Origin of the sequence: Sphingomonas insulae, assembly GCF_010450875.1 — a bacterium.
In the GTDB taxonomy this organism is placed as follows: domain Bacteria; phylum Pseudomonadota; class Alphaproteobacteria; order Sphingomonadales; family Sphingomonadaceae; genus Sphingomonas; species Sphingomonas insulae.
The window spans coordinates 2,298,925-2,313,851 of record NZ_CP048422.1; the positions used below are offsets into that span (position 1 = coordinate 2,298,925).

The 14,927-nt window shown below is 66.3% G+C and carries 12 protein-coding genes and 1 tRNA gene; 10 read left to right on the forward strand and 3 right to left on the reverse strand.

The window, feature by feature from the left end:
• The first annotated feature begins 124 nt into the window (after window positions 1–124).
• Complete coding sequence (locus GTH33_RS12570; protein WP_163958678.1) at window positions 125–1,870, forward strand: DUF885 domain-containing protein; 1,746 nt, start codon at window positions 125–127, stop codon at window positions 1,868–1,870.
• Between the two features lie 103 nt (window positions 1,871–1,973).
• Here the strand turns inward: GTH33_RS12570 and GTH33_RS12575 are convergent, their stop codons facing one another.
• On the reverse strand, window positions 1,974–3,371 hold the full coding sequence (locus tag GTH33_RS12575; RefSeq protein WP_163958679.1) for an MFS transporter: 1,398 nt from the start codon (window positions 3,369–3,371) through the stop codon (window positions 1,974–1,976).
• Window positions 3,372–3,470: 99 nt separating this feature from the next.
• Here GTH33_RS12575 and GTH33_RS12580 point away from each other — a divergent pair, with 99 nt between their 5' ends.
• The gene (locus GTH33_RS12580; RefSeq protein ID WP_163958680.1) at window positions 3,471–5,603 is read left to right on the forward strand and encodes a prolyl oligopeptidase family serine peptidase; all 2,133 of its coding nucleotides are present in this window, start codon (window positions 3,471–3,473) and stop codon (window positions 5,601–5,603) included.
• 45 nt (window positions 5,604–5,648) lie between these two features.
• On the opposite strand, the gene GTH33_RS12585 is transcribed toward GTH33_RS12580, so the two are convergent.
• Window positions 5,649–5,738 (reverse strand) — tRNA-Ser (locus GTH33_RS12585).
• A gap of 108 nt (window positions 5,739–5,846) precedes the next feature.
• On the opposite strand from GTH33_RS12585, the gene GTH33_RS12590 reads away from it, so the two are divergent.
• From GTH33_RS12590 to mazG, 8 genes are all read left to right on the forward strand, one after another.
• A complete protein-coding gene (locus tag GTH33_RS12590; RefSeq protein WP_243848235.1) occupies window positions 5,847–6,875 on the forward strand; it encodes a lytic murein transglycosylase in 1,029 nt (342 codons plus the stop codon).
• A gap of 71 nt (window positions 6,876–6,946) precedes the next feature.
• Complete coding sequence (locus GTH33_RS12595) at window positions 6,947–8,113, forward strand: D-alanyl-D-alanine carboxypeptidase family protein (RefSeq protein WP_163958681.1); 1,167 nt, start codon at window positions 6,947–6,949, stop codon at window positions 8,111–8,113.
• A gap of 19 nt (window positions 8,114–8,132) precedes the next feature.
• Complete coding sequence (locus tag GTH33_RS12600; protein ID WP_163958682.1) at window positions 8,133–9,107, forward strand: DNA polymerase III subunit delta'; 975 nt, start codon at window positions 8,133–8,135, stop codon at window positions 9,105–9,107.
• Between the two features lie 40 nt (window positions 9,108–9,147).
• Entirely contained in the window at window positions 9,148–10,704 is a 1,557-nt protein-coding gene (gene metG / locus GTH33_RS12605) for a methionine--tRNA ligase (RefSeq protein ID WP_163958683.1), read from the forward strand.
• A complete protein-coding gene (locus GTH33_RS12610) occupies window positions 10,704–11,492 on the forward strand; it encodes a TatD family hydrolase (protein ID WP_163958684.1) in 789 nt (262 codons plus the stop codon). Before metG ends, GTH33_RS12610 begins: the two co-directional genes overlap by 1 nt.
• A complete protein-coding gene (locus GTH33_RS12615; protein WP_163958685.1) occupies window positions 11,489–12,253 on the forward strand; it encodes an MBL fold metallo-hydrolase in 765 nt (254 codons plus the stop codon). The genes GTH33_RS12610 and GTH33_RS12615 overlap by 4 nt, the downstream gene beginning before the upstream one ends.
• Entirely contained in the window at window positions 12,250–12,867 is a 618-nt protein-coding gene (locus GTH33_RS12620; protein WP_163958686.1) for a retropepsin-like aspartic protease family protein, read from the forward strand. The genes GTH33_RS12615 and GTH33_RS12620 overlap by 4 nt, the downstream gene beginning before the upstream one ends.
• Window positions 12,868–12,907: 40 nt before the next feature.
• A complete protein-coding gene (mazG, locus tag GTH33_RS12625; RefSeq protein ID WP_163958687.1) occupies window positions 12,908–13,636 on the forward strand; it encodes a nucleoside triphosphate pyrophosphohydrolase in 729 nt (242 codons plus the stop codon).
• 3 nt (window positions 13,637–13,639) lie between these two features.
• Here mazG and hflX read toward each other — a convergent pair whose 3' ends face one another.
• Entirely contained in the window at window positions 13,640–14,926 is a 1,287-nt protein-coding gene (gene hflX / locus GTH33_RS12630; protein WP_163958688.1) for a GTPase HflX, read from the reverse strand.
• Window position 14,927: the final 1 nt, after the last annotated feature.

Here is a 14,927-nt window from a genome sequence, read left to right on the forward strand (position 1 = left end):
TGCGAAATCCTTTCAGGCATTTGCTGCCGGTCAACGATGGCGGCGGGCTGCCGTTCCTCGTGGGGTGGCATTCCTGAAGCGTGCCTGCCAGCATCGGGAAAACACGCGAATCGAGGAGTAGGGTATGCGTATCATCCTGGCGGCATCGCTGCTGGCCATCGCCGTGGCGGGCTGTTCGTCCGGCAAGCCGGCGGCGTCGAACGAAGGCGTCGCCGCGCCGGCGGTGGCACCGACGAAGGCCAGCAACTGGGCGCAGTTCCGGGACGGCTTTGTCGAGGGCTGGTTCAAGCTCGATCCCGCCAATGCCGTCTACCAGGGCCGGCACGACTTCGATGGGCAGTTGCCCGACTGGAGCGCGGCAGGGCTGAAACGCCAGTCGGAATTTCTGCACCAGGCGATCGACCGTGCGAGGGCGTTCGGCGATGGCGACCTGGCGCCGCAGGAGAAATTCGAACGCGATTATCTGATCCGCGTCGCCGAGGGTAAGCTGTTCTGGCTGGACGATGCGGACCAGCCGCACAGCAACCCGGCCTATTACGTCGGCGGGGGGCTGGATCCCAACGTCTATATCGCGCGGCCCTATGCCGATGCGCCGACGCGGATGAAGGCGCTGATCGCGTTCCTGCAACGCGTACCGGCGGCGGCGGGGAACATTCGCGCCAATCTGAAGACCCCCATGCCGCGTTCGTTCGTCGATTATGGGGTCGCAGGTTTCAATGGCTTTGCCGATTATTATGTCGGTGATGCGAAGACGGCGTTCGCCGACGTCGCCGATCCGGCCCTGCAGGACCAGTTGACGCAGGCCGCCACCGCGGCGAGCGCGGCGATGCGCGATCTTGGCACGTGGCTGTCGGGGCAGCGCGCGAATGCGACCGGCGATTTCGCGCTGGGCGCGGATCGGTTCCAGCGGATGGTACGTGCCACCGAAGGCGTCGACACCTCGCTCGACGCGCTGGAAGCGGCGGGGCGCGCCGACCTGAAGCGCAATCAGGACGCGCTGGCAGCGGCATGCAAGCTGTTCGCCAAGGGCAGGACGATCCCCGAATGCATCGACAAGATGAACGCGAACAAGGCCGCCGACGGTCCGGTGGCCGAGGCACGCCGACAGATCCCGGTGCTGCGCGCGTTCGTGGTCAAGAACGACCTGGTGAGCATTCCCGGCACGGAAGAGGCGAAGGTGGAGGAAAGTCCGCCCTACAACCGCCAGAATTCGGCCTATATCGACCCTGCCGGGCCCTATGAGAAGAATATCCCGTCGGTCTATTACATCTCGCCGCCGGACCCGGCATGGGACCAGAAAACCCGCGACGCTTTCGTGCCGGGCAAGAAGGATTTGCTGTTCACCTCGATCCATGAGGTGATGCCGGGGCATTTCCTCCAGTTCCTGCACGCCAACCGGTCCAGGTCGATGTTCGGCCGCATCTTCGTCGGCTACGCCTTCGCCGAAGGCTGGGCGCACTATACCGAGGAAATGATGTGGGAGGCCGGGCTGAACAAAGGCGATGCCGAGACCCACGTCGGCCAGATCAGCAATGCGCTGCTGCGCGACTGCCGCTTCCTGTCTGCCATCGGCCTGCACGCGCGCGGGATGACGCAGGAGCAGAGCCTGCAGATGTTCCGCGAGCAATGCTATCAGGACGAAGGCAATTCGCGCCAACAGGCGGCGCGCGGGACCTATGACCCGGCCTATCTCAACTATACCCTCGGCAAGCTGCTGATCCGCAAGCTGCGCGAGGACTGGACTGCCAGCCGCGGCGGTCGCGAGGCGTGGAAGGCGTTCCACGACCAGTTCCTCAGCTATGGCGGCCCGGCCATTCCGCTGGTCCGCCAGCAGATGATGGGTGAACCGGAGGCCAAGGCGGTATTCTGACGGACTGCGCATGGAGCCACCGGCATCCTCCCGGGCAAGGCGTGTGCGCCGCGCGTCGGTGACGATGGGGTAGCCTCCAGGCATCGTGCCCGTGGCTGCCCCTTCAGCGCGACACCTGTGTCCCCGGCTGCTCGTCCTCAGCCTCGTCGCTGCGCGGATTGCGGATCGATGGCCTGAGGCGCGCGAGGCTGCACAATCCCGCCACCAGCGCCAGCCCGGCGGCGACCAGTGGTGGCGCCATGCCGCCGCCCACACCCATCGCCAGCAGCGCGGCGACCATCGTCGCGCCCGTCGTCTGTCCGACCAGTCGCACCGTGCCGACTAGGCCGCCCGCCGCCGCCGCCCGTTCGCGCGGTGCAGACCCTATAATGAGGCGGGCATTGGGCGGCAGGAACAGGCCGAACCCCGATCCGCACAGCGCCATGCGCCAGGTGATATCGACATAGGCCGCATCGGCGGGCAGCGTCGCGATCAGCAATAAGGCCACGATCGACACCGCCATGCCGACCCCGCCCAGGATGCCCGCCGGCACGCGATCGGACAACCAGCCCGCCAACGGCGCCACGATCATGTTCGTCAGCGGCCATGGCGCGATCGCCGCGCCGACTTCCGCGGCCGTGAAGCCATAGCCGTGCTGCAACCGGAACGGCGTCGACAGCAGCAGGGTCATCGATGCGGTGAATGCGGTGTAGGCGCCGACCGCCGACAGCGCGATCACCGGTTTGGCCAGCAGGTCGATCGGCAGGATGGGCTTTGCTTCCCGCCGTTCACGCCGGATGAAGAACCAGCCGATACCCGCGCCCAACGCCACGATCGCCGCCGACACGACCGGGCTGTCGCCGTGCACCGCGCTTTCGGCGCCGGAGATGACCAGCCCGATCATACTCGCGCAAATGACCGCGCCGAGTACGTCGAACGGCTCGTCGCGCGGCTGCGGTGCGGGCAGGGCGCGACCGAGTGCTAGGCTGAGCAGTGCGAACGGCACCGCGCTCGCAAACACCCACGGCCATGGCGCGATGCCCAGCACCAGCCCGCCGATCGTCGGAGCCAGCGCGGCCGAACTCGACACGACCACCGAATTGATGCCGAGGCCGCGACCCAGCTGCCTGCCGGGGTAGATCGACCGGATCAGCGCCGACGACACGCTCAACGCCGCCGCCGCCCCCAGCGCCTGCGCTGCCCGCACGACGAGCAGGAACGGCAGGCTTTTGGCAAAGAAGCACAGCATTGTGGCGATTGTGAACACCAGCTGCCCGAACTGGTAGGTGCGCTTCAGCCCGAACCGGTCGCCGAGCCCGGCGAACGGCAGGATCATCATCGCCAGGATCAGCTGATACACGGTGACGACCGCCACCACCGCGCTGTTGCCGACGTTCAGGTCGCGCGCGATCGTCGGCAGCGCCACCGTGGCGATGCCGCCATCGATGATCACCAATGCGGTCCCGGCAGAAATCGCGCCGATCGCGACATAGCGGCGGGGCAGGGGCAGGCCGTCGGTCATGCATTTCTCACATTCATAACGACATGCTCGTCATGCTTCGCATTGCGCACCAACGCATTGGACGGCACAAACGGCGCATCCATGGGAGATACGATGCCGATGATCCTCCGTAGCCTGCTGCTCGCCTCGACCCTCCTTGCGGCTGCCCCTGCCGTCGCCCAAGTGAAGGCGCCTATGACCGACATGACCACCGACAACGACCCCTATATCTGGCTTGAGGACAAGGATGGCGCGAAGCCCCTTGCCTGGGTTGAGGCCGAGAATGCCCGGACGCTGCCGCGGCTGCAGAACGATCCGCGCTACAAGACCTTCTATGCTGAGGCACTGGCGATCGCGTCCGCCAAGGATCGCATTCCGATGCCGAACCAGCTGTTCGGCCGCATCTACAACTTCTGGCGCGATGCCGATCATCCGCAGGGCATCTGGCGCTGGACGACCGAGGTCGGCTATGCCGCCGCGCAGCCGCAATGGACGACCGTACTCGACCTCGATGCGCTGTCGAAGGCGGAAGGCAAGAAATGGGTATGGAAGGGCGCATCCTGCCTCCAGCCCGACGAACGCCTGTGCCTCGTCGCACTGTCCGAGGGCGGCGAGGACGCGATCAGCTATCGCGAATTCGACCTGGCACAGGGCCAGTTCGTCAAGGGCGGGTTCGCGCTGTCCAAGTCCAAGCAGGGTGCGTCCTGGCTCGACAAGGATACGCTGCTCGTCAGCCGCGACTGGGGTGCGGGGACGATGACCGCGTCCAGCTATCCCTTCGTGGTCAAGCTGGTGAAGCGCGGCCAGCCGCTGGATCAGGCGCAGGAGGTATTCCGCGGCCAGCCGACCGACCAGCTTGGCACCTATGCCGGCGTCATCACCGACGGGCAGGGCAACCGCCTCGTCGCAATCCAGCGGCGCACGACCTTCTTCGGCGGCGAGACGCACGTCTGGACACCCCAGGGAACCAGGAAACTCGACATTCCCGCCCGCACATCGCCCGCCGGCATGGTCGCCGGGCAGGTGCTGTTTCAGACCAGCGATCCGTGGGGCGCGATCCCCGCGGGGGCGGTGGCGTCCGCACCGCTCGCCGATGTGGTGGCCAATACGATCAAGCCGACCGTGATCTTCTCGCCGACGCCGCGCCAGTCCGTCGACGAGGTGGTGACGACCAGGAACGACGTCGTGCTGATCTATAACGACAACGTCCGCGGCCGTGCGGCGATCTATACGCCGGGCAAGGGCGGCTGGACGTCGCGGCCGGTGGCCCTGCCGGACAATGCGTCGCTCGGCGTGGCGAGCGCCGACGACAAGAGCGACCACGCCTATCTGACGGTCACCGGTTTCCTGACACCGACGACGCTGCTGCCCCTCGACGCGGCGGCGGCGACCGCGGCGAGGCCGGTCAAGACGCTGCCCGCCAAATTCGACGCGGCCAATCTGACCGTCGAACAGCATGAGGCGACTTCGACCGACGGGACGAAGGTCCCGTATTTCGTCGTGCATCGCAAGGGCATCGCGCTCGATGGAACGACGCCGACGATCATGACGGCGTACGGCGGGTTCGAGGTGCCGATGCTGCCGAGCTACAACGCATCGACCGGCAAGCTGTGGCTTGAACGCGGCGGCGCCTATGTGCTCGCCAACATCCGTGGCGGCGGCGAATTCGGCCCCAAGTGGCACGATGCCGGCCGCAAGACGAAGCGCCAGGTGATCTATGACGACTTCGCCAGCGTCGCCAGGGATATGTTCGCGCGCAAATTGACCAGTCCGCAGACGCTCGGCATCTATGGCGGGTCCAACGGCGGCCTGCTGATGGGCGTAGAGTTCAACCAGCATCCCGATCTGTGGAAGGCGGTCACCATCCAGGTGCCGTTGCTCGACATGATCCGCTACGAACATATCGCGGCGGGCGCGTCCTGGGTCGACGAATATGGTTCGGTCAGCGTGCCGGAGGAGAAGGCCTTTCTCCAGACGATCTCGCCCTATCAGAACATCAAGAAGGGCGTGGCCTATCCGGAACCCTATATCTGGACGACGACCAAGGACGATCGCGTCGGTCCGCAGCACGCCCGCAAGTTCGCCGCCAGGCTGAAGGAATATAACATGCCGTACCTGTTCTACGAGGATACGGCCGGTGGCCATTCGGGCGATGCCGACATCGAGCAGGGCGCGCGTCTGCAGGCGTTGCAGATGACCTATTTCGCCCAGAAGCTGATGGGGCCGCCCCGGCAGCAGACCGCCGCGAAGTAAGCCGCGGCGTCATCGCGGGGCGCGACCCCCGCGATGACGGGCCGGTGGCGGAGAGAGTGGGATTCGAACCCACGGTAGGCTTCCACCCACGGCGGTTTTCAAGACCGCTGCCTTAAACCACTCGGCCATCTCTCCGTGGTAGGCCCCGGATAGTCGCTTCGCGGCTGCCCGTGCAAGCCCTGCGACGATAAGAGGTTCACGTCGTTGCCCCCCTGTGGCACCACGATGGACATGTGGGGGCAAATGACACGGGGCTTGCGGGCCGGTATTCTGGCGACGACGGTGGCACTTGCATCGGCAAGTCCGGCGGTGGCGCAGGACGAGGCGGGGTTTCAGGCCTATCTGCCGACATTGCGCCAGCAGGCGGTGGCGGCGGGCGTGACGCAGCGGACGATCGATGCCGTCTTTCCCACCCTGACGCTGAGCGAGCGTACCATCCAGCTGGACCGCGCCCAGCCGGGCAATCCGGGCAGCACCGCGACGCCGCCGTTTGCGCCGTACAAGGCGAGCCACGTCGATGCCGCGCGTATCGGCCGCGGCCGATCGACCTATCAGGCGCAGCGTGCTCGCCTGTCGCGCGTCGAACGGGAAACCGGCGTTCCCGAATCGATCATGGTTGCGATCTGGGGTCACGAAACCAATTACGGCGCTTATACCGGCAACTTCGACCTGTTGCGCAGTCTTGCCAGCCTTGCATACGAAGGGCGCCGCCGCAGCCTGTTCGCAGGGGAATTCATCGCCGGGCTCAAGATACTCGACCGTGGCTTCCCGCGCGAACGGCTCGTGGGTAGCTGGGCCGGGGCGACCGGCAACCCGCAATTCCTGCCGTCGGTGTACCTGCGCCTTGCCCGCGACGGGGACGGCGACGGGCGTGCCGATATCTGGACCAGCCCCGCCGATACGCTCGCCTCGATCGGCAACTATTTCCAGAACGCCGGGTGGCGCCCTGGCCAGCCATGGGGCGTAGCGGTGACGGTGCCCGCTGGGCTCGACCGGTCGAGTGTCACCAACCGCATGGTGTCCCCCCGCTGCCCGCGCGTCTTCGAACGCCACAGTCGCTGGCGGACGATGGCCGAATGGCGCGCGGCGGGATTGATACCGCAGGGCAGGGCATGGCCTGCCGATTCGGTGCTGGCGACGTTGATCGAGCCGGATGGTCCCGGTGCCACCGCCTATCTGCTGACGAGCAATTATCGCGTCATCCTCGATTACAATTGCTCGAATTTCTACGCGCTGTCGGTCGGGCTGCTGGCCGATGCGGTTGAGGGCTGACGGCGCCGCGTTGCGGCGCTATGCCTGATCGTGTTCCCGTTCCAATTCCCCCGAAAGTCACAGACGACGTCATGAACAAGCTGATCGCCGCTCCGCTCGCTATAGCTGCGCTGGCCGTTCCCTCGGTCGCCGCCGCACCCCAGTTCCAGGGAACGGCTCCGATCGCATTCATGGAAGACCTGTCGTCGGGTGCCGTATTGTACCAGCGCGATGCCGACCGCCGCATGCCGCCGGCGTCGATGGCAAAGATGATGACGGTCTATGTCGCGTTCGACATGATCAAGAAGGGCGAGTTGAAGCTCGACCAGACGTTCCAGGTGCGGCCCGAAACGTGGCAGCGCTGGCATGGCCCGCAGGCGGGATCAACGATGTTCCTGTCGACCGGCGAGAACGTCAGCGTCGAGAATCTGCTGAAGGGCATCGTCACGCTGTCGGGCAACGACGCCTGCGTCGTACTGGCGGAAGGGATTTCGGGGACCGAGCAGACCTTCACCGACCGTATGAACCAGCAGGCGCAAAAGCTTGGCCTGACCAACAGCCATTTCGGCACGTCGAATGGATGGCCCGACAATGGCGTCACCTTTGTCACCGCCCGCGATCTGGCGCATCTCGCCTCCGCAACGATCAGGGATTTCCCCGACCTCTACAAGCGCTTCTATTCGCTCCCGAACTTCACTTGGGGCAAGACGCTCGGGGCGGGCGCGGACATCACCCAGGCCAATCGCGATCCGCTGCTTGGCCGTGTCGCCGGCGCCGACGGATTGAAGACCGGCCATACCGACGAGGCGGGTTACGGCTTCACCGGCTCGGCCGAACAGAATGGCCGCCGGCTGGTCATGGTCGTCGCCGGCCTGGATTCGTTCAGAGGACGCGCCGAGGAGTCGGTTCGCTTCATGGAATGGGGCTTTCGCGCGTGGCAGGCGAAGCCGGTCGTCGCGCAGGGCAAGCAGGTGTCGACCGCCGAAGTGCAGATGGGCAGCGCGAGCAGCGTCGGCCTGATCGCGCCCAAGCAATTGACCGTGACGCTGCCGGCCGGCGCCGTACCGCAGATGAGCGCGAAGGTGGTTTACGAAGGACCGGTCCGCGCGCCGATCAAGGCGGGCCAGCATATCGCTGACCTCGTCATTCGCGCACCCGAGATGCCGGAGCAGCGCCTGCCGTTGGTGGCGGCGGCGGATGTCACGGAGGCAGGTTTCTTCGGTCGCGCCTGGGCGGGGCTGACGTCGCTATTCGGGTGATCCGCGGCGGGACCGCAGCATGAGCGAATTGTTCGGCCAATCCGACGCGCAGGCTGCGTTCACCGCGGCGCTGTGCAGCGGTGCGCTGCACCACGCGTGGCTGCTCGTCGGGCCGCAGGGCGTCGGTAAGGCGAGCTTTGCGCAAGCCGCTGCCCTTCGTTTACTTGCCGAAGCGAGCGCCACCGGCGTTTCCGCACCAGGTCTGTCCGTGCCGGATGGCCATCCGACGCGCGCATTGGTCAATGCCGGGTCGCACCCCGACCTCCGTATCCTCCGAAGACTACCGAAAGATCCGGAAAAGCCGGATCAAGACATCGCACGCAGCGTCACGATCGCGCAGGTCCGATCGCTCCAGCCGATGTTCGCGACTACGCCGTCGATGGGGGGGCGGCGTGTGGTAATTCTCGATGCCGCCGACGATTTGGAGCGCAATGGCGCCAACGCCCTGCTCAAGAACCTGGAGGAGCCGCCCGCGGGCACGATATTCCTGCTGGTCAGCCACGCGCCGGGCCGGTTGCTGCCGACGATCCGCTCGCGGTGCCGCGTGCTGCGGTTCGGTGCGCTCGACGACGATGACATGGCGCGTGCGTTGCGCGGCGCATTGCCGGACGCGGACGAGGATGAGATCGGCGCCCTGGTCCGGAAGGGCGAGGGCGCGCCCGGTCGGGCGATCCGCTATGCGGGGCTCGATATCGATGGCCTCGACAGCGCGATCGCGGCCATCGCCGCGGACGGCGATCCGATGAACGCCCGCCGCTCCGCGCTGGCGCGGGCGCTGGCGGGGAAGGGCAATGCAGCGCGATACGAGGCGTTTCTCGATCGCGTGCCGGCGGTGATCGCGCGCGAGGCGCGAACGCGTTCCGGCGCACGGCTGAAGCAGGCGCTGGATGCGCAGGTCGCCGCGCGCGACCTTGCCGGCGCCGCACGGGGCCTGTCGCTCGATGCGCAGGCGACGGTGTTCGAGATGGCGGCGATCGTCGCGACGCTGCGCTAGCGGCTTCACCTTGCCATGGTGATCGACTAGGACGCCGCGCATGGCCGATCCTTATTATATCACCACCGCGATCCACTACCCCAACGGGCGCCCGCATATCGGCCATGCCTATGAGATGATCTGCGCCGACGCCATCGCCCGGTTCCAGCGACAGGCGGGACGCGAGGTCCGTTTTCAGACCGGTACCGACGAACACGGATTGAAGATGGCGCAGACGGCGCGCGCCCGCGGCGTCGATACGCGAGCCTTCGCCGATGAAATGTCGTCCCATTTCAGTCAGATGGCCGACACGTTGAACATCTCGTACGACCGGTTCATCCGGACGGTCGAGCCCGATCATTATACCGCCAGCCAGGCGATCTGGAAGGCGATGCGCGACAAGGGCGACCTGTACCTCGACCGTTATGAAGGCTGGTATTCGGTCCGCGACGAGGCGTTCTACGACGAGAAGGAACTGGTCGAGGGGGAAGGGGGCGTCAAACTCTCGCCTCAGGGCACGCCGGTCGAATGGACGGCGGAGGAGACGTGGTTCTTCCGCCTGTCCAGATACCAGCAGCCGCTGCTCGATCTCTACGCGGCCAATCCCGACTTCATCCGTCCGGAAGCGCGGCGCAACGAAGTGATGCGCTTCGTCGAGGGCGGCCTGTCCGACCTGTCGGTATCGCGCACCAGCTTCGACTGGGGCGTGCCGGTGCCGGACAGCCCCGGCCATGTCATGTACGTGTGGGTCGATGCGCTGACCAACTATCTGACCGGCGCCGGCTATCCCGACGATGCCGCGACGATGGCACGCGTCTGGCCGGCGGACCTGCACCTGATCGGCAAGGACATCACCCGCTTCCACACCGTCTATTGGCCGGCGTTCCTGATGTCCGCCGACCTGCCGTTGCCCAAACAGGTGTTCGCGCACGGCTTCGTGCTCCACCGGGGTGAGAAGATGTCGAAATCGGTCGGCAACGTGGTCAGCCCCGATGAGCTGACGGATGCCTTCGGGGTCGATGCCGTGCGCTATTTCCTCCTGCGCGAGGTCAGCTTCGGTCAGGACGGCAGCTATTCGGCCGAGGCGATCGTCACCCGCGTCAACGCCGAACTCGCCAACAGCTTCGGCAACCTGGCGCAGCGGACGCTGTCGTTCATCGCCAAGAACCTGAACGGCGCCTTCCCCGACGCCGGTCGCGCCGACCCGGCCGACGCGATGCTGATCGAGGAGGTCGTCGTCGCCTGCGCCGGCTTCAAGACCGCGTTCGACGACCTGCTGCTCAGCCAGGGGATCGAGGCGTGGATGCGCGGTGTGTTCGCCTGCAACCAATATATCGACGCGCAGGCCCCCTGGGCGCTGCGCAAGACCGATCCCGAGCGGATGCATGCCGTGCTCGGCACGCTGGTGCGCGCCATCCGGATGCTGGGCATCACGATCCTGCCGGTCGTGCCGGATTCGGCGGCCAGGGTGCTCGACCAGATCGGCGCGACGGAGCGGGACCATGCGGCGGTCGACGACGACGGCTGGTACGCGCGCCAGGTGGCGTCCGGCGTCACCATCGCACCGCCATCGCCGGTGTTTCCGCGGCTGGAGCTGCCGGCGGCGGTGGAGGCGTGATGTTCGCGGACAGCCATTGCCACCTCAACTACAAGGGGGTGTTCGAGCAACAGGGCGATATCCTCGCCCGTGCCCGCGCCCGCGGCGTCGGCGCGATGCTCAACATCTCGACGCGGGAGAGCGAATGGGATGCGGTGGTCGCCACCGCCGAACGCGAGCCGGACGTCTGGGCCTCCATCGGGATCCATCCGCACGAGGCCGACCAGCATCCCGACATCGACACCGCGCGTCTGGTGGAACGCGCCGAACATCCGCGGATCGTCGGCATCGGTGAATCCGGCCTCGATTATTTCTACGATCATTCCGACCGGCCCAGGCAGCAGGCCAGCTTCCGCACCCATATCGCCGCCTGTCGCGCGACCGGCCTGCCGCTGATCGTCCACACGCGCGATGCCGAGGACGACACGCTGGCGATCCTGCGCGAGGAGATGGGGAAGGGGGCCTATAAGGGCGTCATCCACTGTTTCACCGCCAGCGGTGCATTTGCCGATGCGGCGCTGGACCTCGGTTTCTACATTTCCATTTCCGGCATCGTGACGTTCAAGAACGCGCACGACCTTCAGGCAACGGCGGCCCGGCTGCCGATCGATCGGCTGTTGATCGAAACCGATGCGCCGTTCCTTGCCCCGGTGCCGAACCGCGGCAAGCCGGGGGAACCCGCCTTCGTCGCCGACACCGCCGCATTCCTCGCCAGATTGCGCGGCGAGCCGATCGAGGTGCTGGCGGCAGGAACTGTGGATAACTTCTTCACATTGTTCGACAAGGCGCATCGGAGCCGCGCGCAGTGAAGGTCCGTATCCTCGGCTCCGGCACATCGTCCGGCGTGCCGCGGATCGGCAACGACTGGGGCGCCTGCGACCCCGACGAGCCGCGCAACCGCCGTACGCGCGTGTCCCTTCTCGTAGAACACGAGGGAACCCGGATCCTCGTCGATACCGGCCCCGACATGCGCGAGCAGCTGCTTGCCGCCGATGTCGCGGCGGTCGACGCGATCATCTGGACGCACGATCATGCCGATCACTGCCACGGCATCGATGACGTCCGACAGATTTTCCATGCGCTGGGGTATCCGGTGCGGGGCTTTGCCCGTCCGGCGACGCTGGATGCGCTGCGGGACCGCTTCACCTACGTCTTCGCAGGACGGCAGGGTTATCCCCCGACGGTAGACGCGGCCCCGCTGCCGGATCGACTGACGATCGGCGGCATCACCATCGACGTGGTCGACCAGCCGCACGGCAGCATCCAGTCCGCCGGCCTGCGTTTTTCGGCCGGTGGCTTGATCGTCGGTTATGCCACGGATTTCCATGAGCTGACGCCGGCGATGCGATCGCTCTACGCCGGGCTGGACGTCTGGATCGTCGATGCCCTTCGCTATGCGCCGCATCCGACGCACCCGGACGTGCCGGCGGTGCTCGGCTGGATCGAGGAGCTGCGTCCGCGTCGGTCAGCCTTCATACACATGGACCATAGCATGGATTATGCGACGCTGGTGGCAAAGCTGCCGCCGGGCGTCGAACCAGGTTACGACGGGCTAGAATTCACGCCATGACCATCGATCTGGGCGGCCATGCGCTGCTCTATCTGCTGTTACTCATCCTGCCGGTTTCGGCGCTCATCGCCCGCCGCGTGCCGATCCTGCGCGTGCTGCTTTCGCTCGCGAGCTGGGCCATCATCGCCGGACTGCTGTTCATCGTCATCACCCAGCGGCAGGCGTTCGACCCGTATCTGCAGCGGGTGGCGCGACTGCTGAAGCTCGATGACCAGAATGTCGTCGGCCGGGAAACGCGCATCCGCATGGCGCCGGACGGCCATTTCTGGGCGCGCGTCACGCTGGACGGCGTGCCACGCCGGATGCTGGTGGACAGCGGTGCGACCGTCACCGCCGTGTCGACCCGGACCGCGCAGGCGGCCGCGCTCGATACGCGCCAGAGTATGTTCCCGGTCGTCCTCAACACGGCGAATGGCCAGATCAGTGCGCAGACCGCGACGGTGCGTGAATTGCGACTGGGCGACATCGCGGCCCGCGATCTGGCCGTGGTCGTGTCGCCGGCATTCGGCGAGACGGACGTGCTCGGCATGAATTTTCTATCCAAACTGAAATCGTGGCGGGTGGAGGGCAGCACGCTGATCCTCGAACCTCACCACCATCAGGATTTTACATAATGTATATTATCGATCTTGCGGATGCGAAGAGGGGGCGTCGATGATCGAGCGGATCGTCGCGATCATGGCGCGACTGCGCGACCCGCGGCATGGCTGCGAATGGGACGCGGCGCAAAGCTGGGCGACGATCGCGCCGTACACGATCGAGGAAGCCTATGAGGTCGCCGACGCGATCGCCCGAAACGATGCCGACGATCTGAAAGATGAACTCGGCGACCTTCTGCTCCAGGTCGTCTTCCACAGCCGTATCGCCGAGGAATCCGGTGCGTTCACGCTCGCGGACGTCGTCGCGTCGATCAGCGACAAGATGGAGCGTCGCCATCCGCATATCTTCGGCACCGCCGACCGCAGCCCCGGCTGGGAAGAGATCAAGGCCGCGGAACGTACGGTCAAGGATGATCCAAGCGCGCTGGCCGGGGTCGCTGCGGGTCTGCCCGCATTGATGCGCGCGGTGAAGCTTCAGAACCGTGCCGCCCGCGTCGGCTTCGACTGGCCCGACAATGAAGCGCCTCGCGCCAAGATTATCGAAGAGATGGAAGAGGTTAAGGACGCTTCCGCGGACCACGTCGAGGAAGAGGTCGGCGATCTGCTGTTCGCGGTCGTGAATTGGGCGCGGCATTTGGGCATCGACCCGGAAACGGCGCTGCGCCTTGGCAATGCGAAGTTCGAACGCCGTTTCCGTGCGATGGAGGAGCTGGCAGGCGGCGATTTCCCGACGCTGGATCTGGAGCAGCAGGAAGCGCTCTGGCAGCGCGTGAAGGCGGGTTAGACCTCAGCGCTGCTGGAAGCGTTCGTAATCGCGCTCGGCCAGCCGCACTTCATATTGCGTTTCAAGACCTTCGCTGACCTGGCCGAGCACTTCGCCATGCGCGTGCAGCCAGGCGGCCCCGGCGCCGTCGCCGGCATCGAGCGTGATCCAGTAGCGGCGATGACCGGCCGTCAGCTTGCCAGCGACCCGATCGATCAGCGCATCGACCCCTTCCCCGCTCAACGCCGACAAGGCGACGACGTCGTTGCGCCGTTCGGCCTCCGCCAGCATCGCATCGTGGCGTTCCGGGTCGAGCAGGTCGAGCTTGTTCCACGCTTCGAACCGCGGCGTCATCTCCGACACCCCGATCTCGGCGAGCACCGCCTCGACGTCGCTGCGCTGCGCCTCCGTGTCGGGGTGCGCGATGTCGCGGACGTGGATCAACAGGTCGGCGGAAACGACCTCTTCCAGCGTCGCCTTGAACGCCGCGACCAGCTGGGTCGGCAGGTCCGACACGAAGCCGACGGTGTCCGACAGGATCGCCTTGTCGATGCCCGGCAACGCGATTTGTCGCAACGTCGGGTCGAGCGTGGCGAACAACAGGTTTTCGGCCATCACGTGCGCGCCGGTCAGCCGGTTGAACAGCGTCGACTTGCCGGCGTTGGTATAGCCGACGAGCGCGATGACCGGCCATGGTGCGCGCTGGCGCCGTTCGCGATGCAGTCCACGGGTGCGGCTGACCTGCTCCAGTTCGCGGCGCAGGCGCGCCATCCGATCGCGGATCAATCGTCGATCGGCCTCGATCTGCGTTTCGCCGGGGCCGCCCAGAAACCCGAAACCGCCGCGCTGCCGCTCCAGATGGGTCCAGCTGCGCACCAGCCGGCCACCCTGATAATCGAGATGGGCGAGTTCGACCTGCAACCGCCCCTCGGCCGTCGCTGCCCGTTCGCCGAAGATCTCGAGGATCAGCCCGGTCCGGTCGATGACCTTGGCCTCCAGCGCGGTTTCCAGGTTGCGCTGCTGTACCGGCGTCAGGCTGGCATCGAACACGACCAGATCCGCCTCGTCCTGCCGAACCTGGACGGCAAGCTGCTCGACCTGCCCGCTGCCGACCAGCGTGGCAGGCTTGGGCGCGCGTACCCGCACCGCCACCTTGTCGGTGACGACCAGGCCGATCGCCGCAGCCAGGCCCGCGGTCTCGTCCAGCCGGGCCTCGGCGTCGCGGTGCGCGTCACCCTGGTCCGGCAAGACGATCAGCGCCCGTCCCCCGCGGGCAAATTCATCCCGATCGCGGTTGAATCCGGTGCTCACG

Bases quoted from the DNA above. Each gene is read 5' to 3' on its own strand.
- GTH33_RS12570 (WP_163958678.1), top strand. From the start codon at position 125: ATGCGTATCATCCTGGCGGCATCGCTGCTGGCCATCGCCGTGGCGGGC.
- GTH33_RS12575 (WP_163958679.1), bottom strand. From the start codon at position 3,371: ATGACCGACGGCCTGCCCCTGCCCCGCCGCTATGTCGCGATCGGCGCG.
- GTH33_RS12580 (WP_163958680.1), top strand. From the start codon at position 3,471: ATGATCCTCCGTAGCCTGCTGCTCGCCTCGACCCTCCTTGCGGCTGCC.
- GTH33_RS12590 (WP_243848235.1), top strand. From the start codon at position 5,847: ATGACACGGGGCTTGCGGGCCGGTATTCTGGCGACGACGGTGGCACTT.
- GTH33_RS12595 (WP_163958681.1), top strand. From the start codon at position 6,947: ATGAACAAGCTGATCGCCGCTCCGCTCGCTATAGCTGCGCTGGCCGTT.
- GTH33_RS12600 (WP_163958682.1), top strand. From the start codon at position 8,133: ATGAGCGAATTGTTCGGCCAATCCGACGCGCAGGCTGCGTTCACCGCG.
- metG (WP_163958683.1), top strand. From the start codon at position 9,148: ATGGCCGATCCTTATTATATCACCACCGCGATCCACTACCCCAACGGG.
- GTH33_RS12610 (WP_163958684.1), top strand. From the start codon at position 10,704: ATGTTCGCGGACAGCCATTGCCACCTCAACTACAAGGGGGTGTTCGAG.
- GTH33_RS12620 (WP_163958686.1), top strand. From the start codon at position 12,250: ATGACCATCGATCTGGGCGGCCATGCGCTGCTCTATCTGCTGTTACTC.
- mazG (WP_163958687.1), top strand. From the start codon at position 12,908: ATGATCGAGCGGATCGTCGCGATCATGGCGCGACTGCGCGACCCGCGG.